This is a genomic window from Pseudonocardia thermophila, assembly GCF_900142365.1.
Classification (GTDB): domain Bacteria; phylum Actinomycetota; class Actinomycetes; order Mycobacteriales; family Pseudonocardiaceae; genus Pseudonocardia; species Pseudonocardia thermophila.
Genome location: NZ_FRAP01000010.1, coordinates 161820 through 176669, shown reverse-complemented (window position 1 = coordinate 176669; position 14850 = coordinate 161820). Strand labels below are relative to the sequence as shown.

The window sequence follows — 14850 nt, the reverse complement described above, 5'->3', positions numbered from 1 at the left end:
GGTCCGGGTCCCGCCCGGGGATCTTCGCCGCGTCGAGAACGAACCTGCGGTGATCGAAGAGCCTTGTTGATCACCACATCGTCGTGCTCGACGCCGGACCCTCCGCCCGTTCCTCGTCGGTCAGCAGCCGCGAGCGGACGACGAACCGTACCCCCTCCGGCGCCTCGACGGAGAACCCGCTGCCCCGCCCGGGCACCACGTCGACGGTGAGGTGGGTGTGCTTCCAGTACTCGTACTGCGCCGCCGACATGGAGAACCCGATCGGCTTCACCAGCCCCTCGACGACGAGATCACCGAGGTGGACATCTGATCCACCGAGCTCGAACTCCCCCTCGGGGTAGCACATCGGCGCGCTCCCGTCGCAGCATCCGCCGGACTGGTGGAACATCAGCGGCCCGTGGACCTCCGTGAGCTGCACCAGCAGGTCAGCGGCCGCCTGCGTGAGCGCGACCCGGGGCATCAGAAGAAGCCCAGGGCGTTCTGCGAGTAGCTGACCAGCAGGTTCTTGGTCTGCTGGTAGTGCTCCAGCATCATCTTGTGGGTCTCCCGCCCGATGCCCGACTGCTTGTAGCCGCCGAACGCCGCGTGCGCAGGGTAGGCGTGGTAGTTGTTCACCCACACCCGGCCGGCCTGGATGTCGCGGCCCACGCGGTAGGCGGTGTTGCCGTCGCGCGACCACACGCCGGCGCCGAGCCCGTAGAGGGTGTCGTTGGCGATCGCGATGGCGTCGGCGTAGTCGGTGAACCGGGTGACCGACACGACCGGGCCGAAGATCTCCTCCTGGAAGATCCGCATCGAGTTGGTGCCCTCGAAGATCGTCGGCTGGACGAAGTAGCCGCCGGACAGGTTGCCGCCGAGCTCGACGCGCTCCCCGCCGGTGAGGATCTTCGCGCCCTCCTGCCGGCCGATCTCGATGTAGGAGAGGATCTTCTCGAGCTGGTCGTTCGACGCCTGGGCGCCGATCATCGTCTCGGTGTCGAGCGGGTTGCCCTGCTTGATCTGCTCGGTCCGCTTGACCGCCGCCGCGAGGAAGTCGTGGTAGATGTCCTGCTGGATCAGCGCGCGGGACGGGCAGGTGCACACCTCGCCCTGGTTGAGCGCGAACATCGTGAAGCCCTCGAGCGCCTTGTCGTAGAAGGCGTCGTCCGCCGCCGCGACGTCGTTGAAGAAGATGTTCGGGCTCTTGCCGCCCAGCTCCAGCGTGACCGGGATGATGTTCTCGGACGCGTACTGCATGATCAGCCGGCCGGTGGTGGTCTCACCGGTGAAGGCGATCTTGCGGATGCGGTTGCTCGACGCGAGCGGCTTGCCCGCCTCCAGCCCGAAGCCGTTGACGATGTTCACCACGCCCGGCGGGAGCAGATCGGCCACCAGCTCCATCAGCACGTGGATGGACGCCGGGGTCTGCTCGGCAGGCTTCAGCACGACCGCGTTGCCCGCCGCGAGCGCGGGCGCGAGCTTCCAGATCGCCATCAGGATCGGGAAGTTCCACGGGATGATCTGGCCGACGACGCCCAGCGGCTCGTGGAAGTGGTAGGCGACGGTGTCGTCGTCGATCTGCGAGATGCCGCCCTCCTGCGCGCGGATCGCGCCGGCGAAGTAGCGCAGGTGGTCAATCGCGAGCGGGATGTCGGCGGCCAGGGTCTCCCGGCAGGCCTTGCCGTTCTCCCAGCTCTCCGCGATGGCGATCGGCTCGAGGTGCTCCTCGATGCGGTCGGCCATCTTGTTCAGGACCTCAGCGCGCTCGGCCGGGGAGGTCTTGCCCCACGCGGGTGCGGCGGCGTGCGCGGCGTCGAGGGCGAGCTCGACGTCCTCGGCGGTGCTGCGCGCGACCTCGGTGAAGATCTCCCCGGTCTGCGGGGTGGGGTTCTCGAAGTACTGCCCCTTGACCGGCTTGAGGTACTCGCCACCGATGAAGTTGTCGTACCGGGACTTGAAGGAGACGATGCTGCCCTCGCTGTTCGGGGCGGCGTAGACGGTCATCTGCGGTCCTTCCTCGGCTCGCGGACGAAGCGCCGCGAACGCTAGGAAGACCGGGGTTGCAGCCGGGTTGCAGCTCGTGGGAGGTAGCTCACCTTCCGGACAGAGGCGGCCGCGCCTTCGGGTCAGGTACCCCTTGCCCCGGTGCCCGACCGCGCGAATGCTGGCCTGTGATGAGCGCCACCGATCCCGTGCGGGACGCGCTCGAGCGCACCCGTGAGGCCGTCCTGTCCGGCGGCACGCCTGCGCTGCCGCCGCGGGAGGTCGTCTCACGGTCGTGGGAGCGATCGCTCGCCGCACACGTCGATCCCGAGCACGACACCCCGCCCTACGAGCACGAACCGGCCGAGCTGGAGCGGATCCGCCGGTCGCACCCGCTCGCGCCGGTGCTGCCGCTGCTGCGCCAGACGCTGGTGGAGATCGCCGACCAGGCCAAGCACATGATGATCGTGACCGACGAGCGCGGCCTGATCATGTGGCGCGAGGGCGATCGCGACGTGCTGCGCCGGGCCGAGCCGGTCGGCCTCGTCGAGGGCACGCGCTGGTCGGAGGACGCGATCGGCACCAACGCGATGGGCACCGCGCTGGCCGCCGACGAGCCGGTCACCATCCACTCCGCCGAGCACCTGGTGCGCACCTACCACTCGTGGACCTGCGCGGCCGCACCGATCCACGACCCGGACACCGGTGAGCTCATCGGCGCCGTCGACGTCACCGGGGCAGCGCGCACCTTCCACCCGACGACGCTCGCGCTGGTGGTCGCCGCCGCCAAGCTCGCCGAGAGCCACCTCGCCGCGCAGATCGCCGTGCGCGACGAACGCCTGCTCGCCAAGGGCCTGCCGCACCTGACCGCCCTGCGCGGCGGCCCGGGTGCGCTGCTCGCCCCGAGCGGGCGGGTGCTCGCCGCGCAGCCGGCCGGTTGGCTGCCGGCGCGGGTCCACCTGCCGCACAGCGGCGACCGAGTGCGGTTCGAGGGCGGCGAGGCGGTGCTCGAACCGCTGGCCGAGGGCTGGCTCGCCCGCCCGGTCGACCGCGGCGCCCGGACGCTGCCCGTGCTCACCGTCTCGTTCCTGGGCGCGCACCGGCCCGTCGTGCACGTCGACGGCCGCCCGGTGCAGCTGTCCCGCCGGCACGCCGAGCTACTGGCGCTGCTCGTCCTGCACCCGGAGGGCCTCACCGCGGACGCGCTGGCCACGATGCTGCACGGCGACCACGGCAAGACCGTCACGATCCGCGCGGAGGTGCACCGGCTGCGCGGGGTGCTCGGCCCAGCGATCCTGCGCACTCAGCCGTACCGGCTCACCGCCCGCGTCGACGCCGACTTCCGCGAGGTCCGCGAGGCGCTGATGAGCGGGCGGGTGCGCGACGCCGCGCTGGCCTACCGGGGCCCGCTCCTGCCCTGCTCGGATGCGCCCGCGATCCGCGAGGAACGGGAGTTGCTCACCGGCGCCGTCCGAGCGGCGGTGCTGCGCAGCGGCGACGTCGACGCGATGTGGGCGCTGCTGCGCGCGGGCGGCGACACCGATCCCGAGCTGCTGCACCGGCTGCGCGCCAGGCTGCCCGATCCCGACCCGCGCCGGGCGATCCTCGCAGCTCGGCCGGCGGACGACGGGTGACGCCGTAGGGTTCGCGTCCCTAACCGTTCGGAGGGCCAACCCTCCGTACGTACAGGGCCACCATGCGCAATTGGCTTGTAGCCTCGAACACCGGCCACCGTCTTCAGTGAGGAGGGCAGCCGTGACCCTCGTCGCCACCGCAATCCGAGCAGGGGACTCCGTCCTGCTCGCCCGGCGCAGTGCTCCCGGCGACGATCCAGGCGACCGGCCACGGCCTCAGCTGGCGAAGTTCCACGCCCCGGAGGTCGTGTTCGGCCCCGGTTCGCTGTCCGAGGCGGCGCACGCAGCGCTGCGGCTCGGCGCGCGCCGGCCGTTCCTGGCCACCGACCCGGGGCTGCTCGCCGCGGGCTGGCCGGATGAGCTGCTCGGCCACCTGCACGAGGCCGGCCTGACCCCGCACGTCTGGTACGACGTCACGCCCAACCCGAAGGACCACGAGATCGAGGCCGGCTACGAGCAGTACGTCGCCGCAGGCTGCGACGTGGTGCTCGGCATCGGCGGCGGCTCGGTGATGGACGCGGCGAAGGGCATCGCGCTGCTGTCGTCCAACGGCGGGCGGATCCTCGACTACGAAGGCATCGACAAGATCGTCTTCCCGATCCCGCCGATGGTGATGATCCCGTCGACGTCGGGGACGGGGGCGGACGTCTCGCAGTTCTGCATCGTCACCGACACGAAGCGCCGCAACAAGATCACCATCATGGGGCGGGCGCTCGTCCCGGACGTGTCGGTGATCGATCCGCGGCTGCTCACCACGATGCCCGACGACCTCAACGCCGCCACCGGGCTCGACGCGCTCACCCACGCGATCGAGGCGTACGTGTCGCTGGCGCACAACCCGCTCACCGACACGCACGCGCTGCAGGCGGTGTCGCTGGTCGTCGGCAACCTCGCGCACACGATGGAGGAGCCCGACGACGCCGCGGCCCGCCAGTGCATGGCGCACGCGGCGCTGGAGGCCGGGCTCGCGTTCACCAACGCGATCCTCGGCGCCACGCACGCCATGAGCCACCAGGTCGGCGGCCTGCTCGACCTCCCGCACGGGGTCGTCAACGGGGTGCTGCTGCCGCACGTCATCCGGTTCAACGGGGAGGCGGAGCCGGAGCGGTTCCGCGCGATCGCGCAGGCCATGGACCTCGGCCTGCACCCCGACACACCCGGGGCGGACGCGGCGGAGCTGGTGGCCGAGCGGGTGCGCAAGCTCGCCGACGACGTCGGCGTGCCGCGGGGGCTGGCCGAGCTGGGGGTGTCCGAGGCGGACGTGCCGCGGCTGGCGGAGCTGACGCTGCAGGACGCCTGCCTCACCACGAACCCGCGCCCGGCGTCGGTGGCCGACATCGAGACGATGCTGCGGGCGGCGCTGTGACCGGCCGGGAAGGGGCCGTGCCGTGACCGAGGTCGCCCGGGTCACGCCGGACCTGCACGCGCTGACCGGCATCCGGTCCGGCAAGCCGTCGTTCTACCCCGAGTACCGGCACTCAGCGGAGGGTCTGCGGCGGGTCATCCACGCGCTGGACCGGATCTCGGCGGCGCTCGTGCGCACCCACGAGGGCTCCGAAGCGCTGGTGCGCGCCGTCGTGGCCGCCGCCGCGGACCACCTGACCGCCCGCTGGGTGGTGTTCGCGCTGGTCGACGGGCAGATGCCGGACGCCCACCCGCGCCACCTCGTGCTCGGCCCCGGCGGGGTGGAGATCACTGACCGCGACCGCATCCCCGAGGAGGTCTGGTCGCACGTCGAGCGGATCCGGGCGGCCGAGTTCACCGCCGCCGACCACGTGCACGGCTCGCGGGACCAGCACGTGCACGTCCCGATCACGTCCGGGTGCACGGTCGTCGGCAGCTTCGCGGTGTGGACCGGCACCGAGCGGGAGATCGACGCGACCGACGAGTCGGTGCTGCGCATCCTCGCCGGCCAGACCGCGGCCGCGCTGCAGAACTGCGCGCTCTACCAGCGCGGGGAGGCACTGCTGCGACGCTCGGAGCGGCTGCGTGAACAAGCTCGCAAGCAGGCGGAGGACTTGGCCGAACGCAACAGCCAGCTGCAGGCGGCCCAAGAGGAGCTGTTCGCGGCGCGCCAGCACCAGGTGCTCGTCGACGAGCGGCACCGCATCGCACGGGAGCTGCACGACTCGGTCACCCAGTTCGTGCTGTCCGCCGGCATGCAGATCGAGCTGTGCCGCACCGAGCTCACCGATCCCGCGCTGATCGAGCGGCTGGACACCGCCAAGGAACTGACCCGCCGGGCCGTCGAGCAGCTGCGGTCGGCGATCTACGCGCTGTCCGACGACGAGCACGGCGAGAAGACCCTCCCGGCCATGCTGGAGCGGTTGCCGGACGTCCACATGCCCGAGGACCTGCGCGTCGACGTGCGGATCGGCGGCAATCCCGTCCCGCTACCCGCGCAGGCCGAGCAGTCGCTGTTCCGCGTCGCCGGGGAGGCGCTGTTCAACACGGCCGTGCACGCGGAGGCCACGCGCGCGGAGGTCCGGCTGGTCTACCGGCGCGACCGCGTGGTGCTCACCATCGCCGACGACGGCCGCGGCCGCCCCGAGGACGTGCGGCGGTCGATGCGGGCCGCCGCCCGCGCCCCGTCCGGCGAGCACCGCGGCATGGCCAACATCCAGGCGCGCGCCCGTGAACTGGGCGGCACCTTGACGCTGTCGAAGTCGCGGTTGGGTGGCCTGCAGGTGCAGGTCAGCGTGCCGCTGCCCGTGGAGGACCCCTCATGACCGCTCCCGTCGCCGCCCGCCCCCGGCAGGCGCCCACCCGGATCGTGCTCGTCGACGACCACGCGATCATGCGCCAGGGGTTGCGGGCCGTGCTCGACCGCGAGGAGGACCTGGCCGTCGTGGGCGAGGCCGGGTCCGCTGAGGCCGCCGCGGCCGCCGTGGCGAAGACCCGCCCGAACGTCGTGCTGCTCGACCTGAAGCTCACCACGGGGCCGCAGGCCGACGGGCTCGATCTGTGCAAGCGCCTCACCCAGGAGCACCCGGGCCTCGGCGTGCTGGTGCTGACCACGTTCGCGGAGGACCGGCTCGTCGTCGAGGCGGTGCAGGCCGGCGCCCGCGGCTACGTCGTGAAGGACGTCGACACCACCGAGCTGGTGCGCGCGATCCGCGCGGTCTCGCGCGGTGAGAGCGCGTTCGACGCCCGCAGCGCATCCGCGATGGTGCGCAGCCTCAACAGCCCGTCGCCGGACCGGGAACGGCTCACCGACCGCGAGCTCGAGGTGCTTCGCCTGCTCGCCCGCGGCCTGTCCAACCGCGCGATCGGCAAGGAGCTGTTCATCTCCGAGACGACGGTGAAGTTCCACGTCTCGAACGTGATGCGCAAGCTGCTGGTGGGCCGGCGGGCGGAGGCGGTGTACGCGGCGAGCAAGCTGGGCCTGCTCTGAAGCGTTCGTGATCGCGTCGACGATCCACGGTCCGCGCCTTGCGGGGGGGCGGCCCGCAGACCGGACGCGTCCTGATCTGCAGGTCGTCCGACGCCGCTGTTGCGGCCCCGCGGGCTCGCTCCGGGTCGTCCCGGTCGGTGGGGTCAGGGCCGGCCGGGCACCAGCCGGGCGACTCACTCACACCCGAGATCGTGGTCCGGGCCTTCCTCGACGAGGAACACCTCGACATCGCATCCGGGTCGACCGCTCCGCTGAGGTGACCGCGAGAACGCCGGTGTCGACGCGACCCCGCTGGGTCAGGGCTTGTCGAGCACCAGCCAGCCACCGTGGTGCTCGAACACCCGGAACGGCCAGCCGGTGCGCGCCCCCAGCTCCTGCAGCGCCGCCAGGTCGAAGGTGCGGACGTGGCCCCACGCGGGGTTCGGCTCGTCCTCGAACGGCACCGCGACGACGGCCCGCCGCCGCGCGATCCGCTGCATCTGCGCGATCACCCGGTCCCCAGCTTCGGGCGGCAGGTGCTCCAGCAAGTGCACGGCCAGCACGGTGTCGGCGCTCGACGCGGCGAGCGGGGGGTGCACGGCGTCCCCCGCCACCGCCGTCACGGCGAGGCCGAGCCGGGTGGCGATCCGCCGCAGCAGGGCCGCGGTGCCGGGCACGAGGTCGACGGCGATGACCTCGTGCCGGGCGCGGGCCAGTCGCAGCGACAGGAACCCGAAGCAGCTGCCCAGCTCGACCACGCGCCGGCCGCGGACCAGCGCCGCCGCTGTGTCGTGCACCGGCGCGAACTCGGCGATCGTGCCGCCGGGGACGCCGCCACCGGCGGCGAGGCGGTCGAGGGTGTTGCGGTAGAACGCCTCCCACGCGGCGTCGGGATCGGCCGCCGCGGACTCCACGAGCGCCACGAACACCCGCTCGAACGCCTCCGGCGCCAGCAGCCCTGGTCGGACCAGCGTGCGCTCCAGCCAGCCGGCGAGGTCGTTGTCGAGCCGGTCCAGCGGGATCGGGCCGCCGGGACGGGCGAGCCCACCACCCCCCGTGCGGGTGGGCTCGTTGCCCCGGTTCCCGGCCCCCTCCGATGGGCGACGAACGGCCCTTTCGTCCACCTGGAGTGGACGAAAGGGCCGTTCGTCACCGATCGCGGCAGCGGTCGCGGACCCGGCGGGGCTCATCGGCCCACCCGGTCCACGGCCATCTCGTTCGCCGCGCTCTCCAGCCCCGTCAGGTCCCGCACGACCCGCACCCGCGAGCAGTGCTCCGCGTAGAGCGGCAGGTCGCAGCGGCCCAGCCCCCACGAGTAGCGCGGTTCGGGGGTCAGCCAGATCGTCTCCCGGGCCCGACGGGTGATCTCGGCGAACGCCTCCAGGTTCGGGTCGTTCCCGTTGCCGCGCCCGTCGCCGAGCACGATCACGGTCGAGCGGCGGGTGACCGCCGACCCGAAGTCCTCGATGAACGAGCCGAAGACGGCGCCGTAGTCAGAGTTCGCGTCGACGTCGAGCAGCTCGCCGCCGAAGATCCGCATCAGCGCCTGCTCGATCGGGTGGTCCTCGAACAGGTCGGTGACCTCGACGACGTCCTTCACGAACGCGAACGTGCGCACCTGGCCGAACAGGTTCTGCAGCCCGTGGACGAGGTGCAGGGTGAACCGGGCGGTGGCGCGCACCGACAGCGACACATCGGTGAGCACGACCAGCCGCGGCTTGTCCTCCGCCCGCTGGACGGTGATCGGCGCGAACGGCACCCCGTCGAAGCGCATGTTGCGGCGCATCGTGCGGCCGGGGTCGATGCGCCCGCGCGCGGCCACCTTCCGCTTGTGGGTGAGCCCGCCGCGCAGCGTCCGCGCCAACCTGCGGATCGACTCCTCCAGCTGCATGCGCTCCTGTTCCGCGACCCGGTCGACCTCGGCGACGGACTTCTCGTGCCCCTCGATGACCAGGTTCTCCAGTGCCATCAACTTCTCGAGGTGGTGCTTGATGGCCTCCGGCAAGCCGGCGAGCAGGCCGTCGAGCCGCCGGCGCAGCGCCGCGGCGTCCTCCTCGGTGCCCTCCTGGTCGGCGGGGTCCGGGTCGACCTGGTTCAGCCACGCCAGCAGCGCCTCCTGCTGCGACACCGACAGATCGGCGTCGACCTTCGTGCCCTGCTGCTGGCTGATCTGGCCGGGGACGCCGGCGTCGTGCAGCGAGTCGGTCTCGATCTGCACGCGGTTGCCCTCGCCGAGCAGGCCCTGGTTGTCCTTGGACAGCACGATCTCGTCCGTCATCGACGCGAGATCGATCTTGTTGGCCTCCTGGTGCAGGTTGTACTGCTGAGCGAGGTCCTCGGGGTTGAAGAACTCGCGGATGTCGACGGGCTTGCCGTGGCTGTGCCCCTGCTGCGGGGTCTCGCCCGGGTCCTCCGAGAGCGTGAAGTCCTGCAGCGCGCCCTCGTCGGTGAGGTCCTCGTGGCCGTGGCCGTGACCGTGCCCGACCTCGGCGGGGCCCACCCTCACCAGCGCGAAGAACTGGTCGAAGACCTCGTCGAAGGCCTCCTCGTCGCGCCGGTCCTTCACCAGCGCGACGCGCAGGGCAGCGCGCAGCGTCTCCTTGTCGCGCAGCATGCCCGGCTCCCGCGCGCAGATCATCGCGTCGAGCGCCTCGGGCGTCGAGATGCGCACGCCGCGCAGGCGCAGGAGCCGGACGAAGCGGTGCAGCGCGGCTTCCACTACAGGGCCCGCTTACGTCCCAGGCCGGCGGTGAAGCTGCGCGAGCCGCGGTCGGCCGACACCTTCGCCGGCGTGACCGGCTTCGGACCCCCGTTCAGCGGGTCGCTGCCGTAGGTGTTGCCGTGCCGGCCGGGGGTGTCCTTGGCCGCGCGGATCGCGCGTCCGTCGGGCTCGCCGTGGTCGTGGTCGTGCCCATGACCGTGCCCATGACCGTGGCCGTGCCCGTGACCGTGCCCCGGCTCCGGCACGACGGCGTTCGGATCGACCAGCCGTGGCAGCGCACCGAGCGCCTTGCGGACGTCCTTGTCGTACTTGACGACGACGGACGCGGTGTCGGACAGGATCGCCGACGACAGCTCCTGCACGCCGAGCACGGCCAGCGTGCGGGCCCAGTCGATCGTCTCCGAGATCGACGGGGACTTGCGCAGGTCCAGCTCCCGCAGCCCGCGCACGATGCCGACCAGCTGCTCGGCGAGCGCGTCCGGCAGCCCGGTCTGCTTGCTGCGGACGATCTCCAGCTCACGCTCGGCCGAGGGGTAGTCGAGGAACAGGTGCAGGCAGCGCCGCTTGAGCGCCGCGGAGAGATCGCGGGTGTTGTTGCTGGTGAGGATCACCCACGGCGGCTGCTTCGCGGTGAACGTGCCCACCTCCGGCACCGAGACCTGGTACTCGGCGAGCGTCTCCAGCAGCACCGCCTCCAGTGCCTCGTCGGCCCGGTCGACCTCGTCGATGAGCAGGACGACCGGCTCCTCGGAGCGGATCGCCTCGAGCAGCGGGCGCGGCGCGAGGAACCGCTCGGAGAAGAACACGCTCTCCTGCGCGCCGATCCGGTCGACGGCGGTCGCCAGGTCGGGGGCGTCCGCGACGACCTGGCCGATCTTCTCCCGCAGGATCTGGGTGTAGAGCAGCTGCTTGCCGTAGTCCCACTCGTAGAGGGCCTTGGTCTCGTCCTGGCCCTCGTAGCACTGCAAGCGCAGCAGCTGCCGCCCGGAGACGGCGGCCAGCGCCTTCGCCAGCTCGGTCTTCCCGACACCGGCGGGGCCCTCGATGAGCAGCGGCTTGTCCAGCCGCGTCACGAGGAAGACGGTGGTGGCCAGGCGGGTGTCGGCGATGTAGCCCACCGCGGCCAGCTCGTCGATGACCTGGTCCACTGATTCGAACTGCGGCAAGGCATGTGCTCCGATCGGGGAGGAAGACGCCCCCGTGGGGTGCCGGCCCGCGGCCGGCACCCCACGGGGCGAAACGGGATCGCTCAGGAGAGCAGGTCGTCCAGGTCGCCGGTCATGCAGTGCTCGACGACGGGCCGGACGGTCTCGAACGTGCACTCCTTCGGGTTGCCCGGGGTGCAGGCGTCACCGAGGACGTGGTTGGTGATGCGGTCGACGTCCGCCGCGTCACCGACGATCGTCTTGGCGTTCTCGTAGAACTTGGTCGGGCCCTGGCCCAGCCGGTTCTTCGAGTAGGTGTCCTGCTTGACGTCGACGAACCGCTCCGGGATGCCCACGTCGCGCAGCAGCCGGATCGCAGCGGCGAGCGCCGCCTCGGCCGCCTTGACGTCGTTCATGCCGTGGGTGTCCACACCCATGGCCCGCGCGATGTCGGCGAACCGCTTGTAGTGCACCGGCATGTTGAACGCCCACACGCGCGGCAGCGCGATGGCGTTGTTCAGGCCGTGGTGGGTGTCGTAGAACGCCGACACCGCGTGCGAGATCGAGTGGATGATCCCCAAGCCGCCGGAGTTGAACGCCTGGGCGGCGATGTACTGGGCGTACATCATGCCCTGGCGGCCGGCGAGGCTCTGCGGGTTCCACGTGGCCTCGCGCAGGTTCTCCGCGGTGAGCTTGATCGCGTGCAGTGCGTTGCCCAGCGACGGCTGGAAGTCGATCCGGGAGACGTAGGGCTCCGAGGCGTGCGCGAGCACGTCGAACCCGCACTGCGCGGTGTAGTCGACCGGGCAGCTGTAGTAGAGCACCGGATCGTCGATCGCCAGGGTGGTGACCGAGGCGTCGTCGAACGCGACGTACTTGTGCGGGTTGTCCGGGTCGGTCGTGGTGTCGGTGATGACGTACGCCCACGAGGTCTCCGAACCGGTACCGGCCGTGGTGGAGACCGCGATGTGCGGCGGGTTCTTCGGGTTCTCGGACTTGTTGAAGCCCTCGAACTCGTTCACGTTGCGGCCGTCGTGGGCCACGGAGATGCGCGCGCCCTTGCAGGCGTCGTGGGAGCTACCGCCGCCGATGGAGACGAACGAGTCGCACTCGTTCTCCTGGTACATCGCCACGGCTTCCATGACGTTGTAGTCCTTGGGGTTGGACTCGACCTTGTCGTACACGACGACCTCGAGCCCGTGGTACTTCATGGACTCAACGATCTTGTGCACGATGTTCGAGCCGCGCAGACCCGACGTCATGACCAGGGTCCGCTTGAACCCCAGCTTGAGCGCCTCCGGACCGATCAGCTCGTGCGAACCCGGACCGAGGAGGGCGCGGGGGAAGGGGTGGAACTCCTTGATGGGGAACTGTGGGAGCAGTTCTTCGACCTGCATTGGTCATGCCCTTTCAGCGCGATCGGATCGGTCGCGCCGGACGCTATGAGCGCCGCGTCACACAGGGCCAGGGATTGGACGCCAGAACCGGTCGGTGCGGTCGGCAGGGGCGTCTCGACGGAGGGGTGACTCACCCCTGCGATCGGGCAGGTCGGGGATCGGCGCCGGACGCGCGGGCGGGGTCGTCGTGAGCCGGCCGGACGAAGACCGTGTTCCCACCACCGCCCACCGGGCGGTCGCCACCGCGGAACCAGACGACGCGCCGCTCCGACTCCGGAGCGGGACGGACGAGCTGCTGATCGGTCGACATGGGGCCTCTCCGGGTGTGCACCGGTTGACGGATTGGCGCACCTTACAACCGGCGACGCCGGCGGGAGCACAGGACTCCCCGCGTGTTCACCCGTCCTCGTCCAACCGCCGCCACACCAGCTCGGGCGGGCTGCCGGCGCGCAGGACGAGCGCGCGATCGCCGGAGCGGTGCACCGCGAGCACGGGCCCCCCGACGGGCTCCGGCACCGGCCCGCACGGCGCTGTGGCGCAGCCGGTGAACTCCGCCAGCAGGGCGGCGCCGTCGCGACCGAGATGGCGGCTGCGGTCGGCCAACGCGCCCGCGAGCACGGCGGCCCGCTCAGCGGCGTGCGGCAGGAGCGAGCCCGGCGCGGTCTCCTCGGCGGTCAGTGCGGCCGCCAGGACGGTCAGACAGGTGTAGGCGTGCCAGGCCGCGAACAGCTGCTCCAGGGGCCACTCCGGGGCGTCCGGCGCCGCCCACGGGGCCCGGAAGGCCGGGGCCGTCCAATGCCCGTCACCGAGCACCTCGTGGGTCAGCGCGAGGTCGAAGAACTTCTGGTGAGCGCCCTCGTGCACGAAGGCCTCAGCCGCCTCCACGGCACTCGCCGGGGCCGGCAGCACGACCATGCCGGGATGGTCCCGGTCGGAGGCCGAGCCCAGCCGGCCGGCCCGGTCGCGGTCCAAGACCACGAACAGAGCCACGTGCGGCAGCAGGTCGGTGGCGAGCTCCGGTACCCGCTCGACGGCCAGCCGGACACCGGCGAGGACGGTGGCGAAGGCGTCCTGCGCCGCGGTGCCGCAGAGCACCAGCGGATCGGCGCAGTGGTCCCCCTGTGCGCGCAGGACCCCGTGGACCCGGGCGAGGGCCGGCCGGAGCAGCTGCGGGGCCGCCGGGGTCGACGCGACCCGCACGGGCCAGCCGGCGACGTCCGCGGTGCAGCGGGGATCGACGAGGGCACCCAACCCTCCGGCGGGCGCCGCGGCGAGGCCGCCGCGGCCCGATGCGAACGCCTCCCCCAGCCGGCCCCTCAGCAGGGGATCGTCGAGCGCGGCGGCGTCGGCGTCGGGCACGGCGGAGCCCAGGTGTGCGGCGAGTGCCCGGTAGAGCACCCGGCGATCGCGCAGCACGTCCTCGGGGCTGCCGAACCGAGCGTGCGCAGCGCGCAGCCCGGCCGCGGTCGGCGACATCGGGCCCTCCTCTCGCGCGAGCTCAGGCGGCGGAGCGCCACAAGAGTGTCACGCCGTGCCCCGGCAGCAGCCAGGAGTCCAGCTGGAGGACGATCGGCTCGTGCACCGGGGTCCAGTCCCCGGAGTTGAGCGCCTGCTGGGTGAGCGTGAACGGCACGACGAGGAACTCGTAGGCGCCCTGCGGCGGGAACAGGTCCCGCACGTCGAAGGTGATCGTCCGGACGAAGCAGGGATGGGGCGCCGACCAGGTGTAGAAGCCCAGGTCGGCGCCCGGCGTACCGGTGGCGCGGATCGTGAGGCTGTCGATCGTCTGCACGACGTGGTCGTCGTCGGCGAGCTCCCACAGATCGAACTGCAGGATGCACAGGTCGTCGGGGGAGACGTCGTCGGACAACGTCACGTAGTCCCTGAACCGGCGCAGCGGCACCACCTCACCGGCGAACGGGCGGGGTGGGACCACGTGCACCCGGCCCGAGGTGTCGGTGTAGGTGATGCCGAGCTCGATCTGGTCGCGCACCCGGCGGATGAAGTCGCCGAGATCGTCCTCGTCGAGCACCCTGAAGTACTCGAACAGCGGGAACCGCCGCTGCTGGGCCACGAGCGCGCCGATCTGCTCGTCGTGGGTGGCGAACACGACGAACTTGTGGCTCTTCCGCACCCCGGACAGCTCGTGGGTCCACTCCGCCTCGCTCGCGCACACCCCGTCCTCGACCGTCCAGATGCGGAAGTGCGCGGTGGTGCTGCGGCTGACCGCGGTGTCGCTGCCGTCGAGGTCGCGCCCGGCACCGCCGAGCACGCCGGTGAGCACGTCCTCGTGATCGGTCTCGCCGTAGATCCAGGGCAGGAGGGAGGCGAGCACCGTCCGCGGCGGCATCGCCTGGATCAACGAGGGGCCGGCCAGCTCGGTGAGGCGATCGACGAGGAGGCGCTCCAACGGACGCCTCGCGGCCCAGGCCACCGCCGCGATCAGGAGGACCACGCCTGCGCACGCCGCGACGAGGTAGCCGAGCCGCAGCCAGAACGAGGGCCCGTCCGGCCCCATCACGGCGGCGACCCCGAAGCACACAGCGGCCGCCACCGCGAGTCCGACCGCCATGCCCCCACCTCATCGCGCCGACTACCGCCGGCAGCATCATCACCA

The 14850-nt window shown here is 71.8% G+C and carries 12 protein-coding genes; 4 read left to right on the top strand and 8 right to left on the bottom strand.

Going from position 1 to position 14850, the window contains the following annotated elements:
- Window positions 1-70: 70 nt before the first annotated feature.
- Both BUE41_RS14810 and adh read right to left on the bottom strand, forming a co-directional pair.
- Entirely contained in the window at window positions 71-460 is a 390-nt protein-coding gene (locus BUE41_RS14810) for a DUF779 domain-containing protein (protein ID WP_073457663.1), read from the bottom strand.
- Window positions 460-1983, bottom strand: a complete 1524-nt coding sequence (gene adh / locus BUE41_RS14805) for an aldehyde dehydrogenase (RefSeq protein ID WP_073457662.1) — start codon at window positions 1981-1983, stop codon at window positions 460-462. Before adh ends, BUE41_RS14810 begins: the two co-directional genes overlap by 1 nt.
- 170 nt (window positions 1984-2153) lie before the next feature.
- Between adh and BUE41_RS14800 the strand changes: the two genes are divergently transcribed.
- From BUE41_RS14800 to BUE41_RS14785, 4 genes are all read left to right on the top strand, one after another.
- A complete protein-coding gene (locus BUE41_RS14800) occupies window positions 2154-3596 on the top strand; it encodes a GAF domain-containing protein (protein WP_073457661.1) in 1443 nt (480 codons plus the stop codon).
- 121 nt (window positions 3597-3717) lie between these two features.
- The gene (locus BUE41_RS14795) at window positions 3718-4962 is read left to right on the top strand and encodes an iron-containing alcohol dehydrogenase (RefSeq protein WP_084755031.1); all 1245 of its coding nucleotides are present in this window, start codon (window positions 3718-3720) and stop codon (window positions 4960-4962) included.
- Between the two features lie 22 nt (window positions 4963-4984).
- The gene (locus tag BUE41_RS14790) at window positions 4985-6325 is read left to right on the top strand and encodes a MadS family sensor histidine kinase (protein WP_073457660.1); all 1341 of its coding nucleotides are present in this window, start codon (window positions 4985-4987) and stop codon (window positions 6323-6325) included.
- Complete coding sequence (locus tag BUE41_RS14785) at window positions 6322-6990, top strand: MadR family response regulator transcription factor (protein ID WP_073457659.1); 669 nt, start codon at window positions 6322-6324, stop codon at window positions 6988-6990. Before BUE41_RS14790 ends, BUE41_RS14785 begins: the two co-directional genes overlap by 4 nt.
- A 296-nt stretch (window positions 6991-7286) precedes the next feature.
- Here BUE41_RS14785 and mftM read toward each other — a convergent pair whose 3' ends face one another.
- The 6 genes from mftM to BUE41_RS14750 form a co-directional block, all read right to left on the bottom strand.
- Window positions 7287-8093 (bottom strand): mycofactocin oligosaccharide methyltransferase MftM, encoded by an 807-nt coding sequence (mftM, locus tag BUE41_RS14780; RefSeq protein ID WP_073457658.1) that lies wholly within the window; start codon window positions 8091-8093, stop codon window positions 7287-7289.
- Window positions 8094-8155: 62 nt separating this feature from the next.
- Entirely contained in the window at window positions 8156-9688 is a 1533-nt protein-coding gene (locus BUE41_RS14775) for a VWA domain-containing protein (RefSeq protein WP_073457657.1), read from the bottom strand.
- Window positions 9688-10857, bottom strand: a complete 1170-nt coding sequence (locus BUE41_RS14770) for an AAA family ATPase (protein ID WP_200803902.1) — start codon at window positions 10855-10857, stop codon at window positions 9688-9690. The genes BUE41_RS14775 and BUE41_RS14770 overlap by 1 nt, the downstream gene beginning before the upstream one ends.
- Before the next feature lie 83 nt (window positions 10858-10940).
- On the bottom strand, window positions 10941-12233 hold the full coding sequence (mdo, locus tag BUE41_RS14765; RefSeq protein WP_073457656.1) for an NDMA-dependent methanol dehydrogenase: 1293 nt from the start codon (window positions 12231-12233) through the stop codon (window positions 10941-10943).
- 396 nt (window positions 12234-12629) lie between these two features.
- Window positions 12630-13709 carry an aKG-HExxH-type peptide beta-hydroxylase gene (locus BUE41_RS14755; protein ID WP_073457654.1) on the bottom strand — a complete coding sequence of 360 codons (1080 nt, stop codon included), beginning with the start codon at window positions 13707-13709 and terminating at the stop codon, window positions 12630-12632.
- Between the two features lie 22 nt (window positions 13710-13731).
- Window positions 13732-14805: a hypothetical protein gene (locus BUE41_RS14750; protein ID WP_073457653.1), complete on the bottom strand. Its 1074-nt coding sequence runs from the start codon at window positions 14803-14805 to the stop codon at window positions 13732-13734.
- Window positions 14806-14850: the final 45 nt, after the last annotated feature.

Bases quoted from the DNA above. Each gene is read 5' to 3' on its own strand.
- BUE41_RS14810 (WP_073457663.1), bottom strand. From the start codon at position 460: ATGCCCCGGGTCGCGCTCACGCAGGCGGCCGCTGACCTGCTGGTGCAG.
- adh (WP_073457662.1), bottom strand. From the start codon at position 1,983: ATGACCGTCTACGCCGCCCCGAACAGCGAGGGCAGCATCGTCTCCTTC.
- BUE41_RS14800 (WP_073457661.1), top strand. From the start codon at position 2,154: ATGAGCGCCACCGATCCCGTGCGGGACGCGCTCGAGCGCACCCGTGAG.
- BUE41_RS14785 (WP_073457659.1), top strand. From the start codon at position 6,322: ATGACCGCTCCCGTCGCCGCCCGCCCCCGGCAGGCGCCCACCCGGATC.
- mdo (WP_073457656.1), bottom strand. From the start codon at position 12,233: ATGCAGGTCGAAGAACTGCTCCCACAGTTCCCCATCAAGGAGTTCCAC.
- BUE41_RS14755 (WP_073457654.1), bottom strand. From the start codon at position 13,709: ATGTCGCCGACCGCGGCCGGGCTGCGCGCTGCGCACGCTCGGTTCGGC.
- BUE41_RS14750 (WP_073457653.1), bottom strand. From the start codon at position 14,805: ATGGCGGTCGGACTCGCGGTGGCGGCCGCTGTGTGCTTCGGGGTCGCC.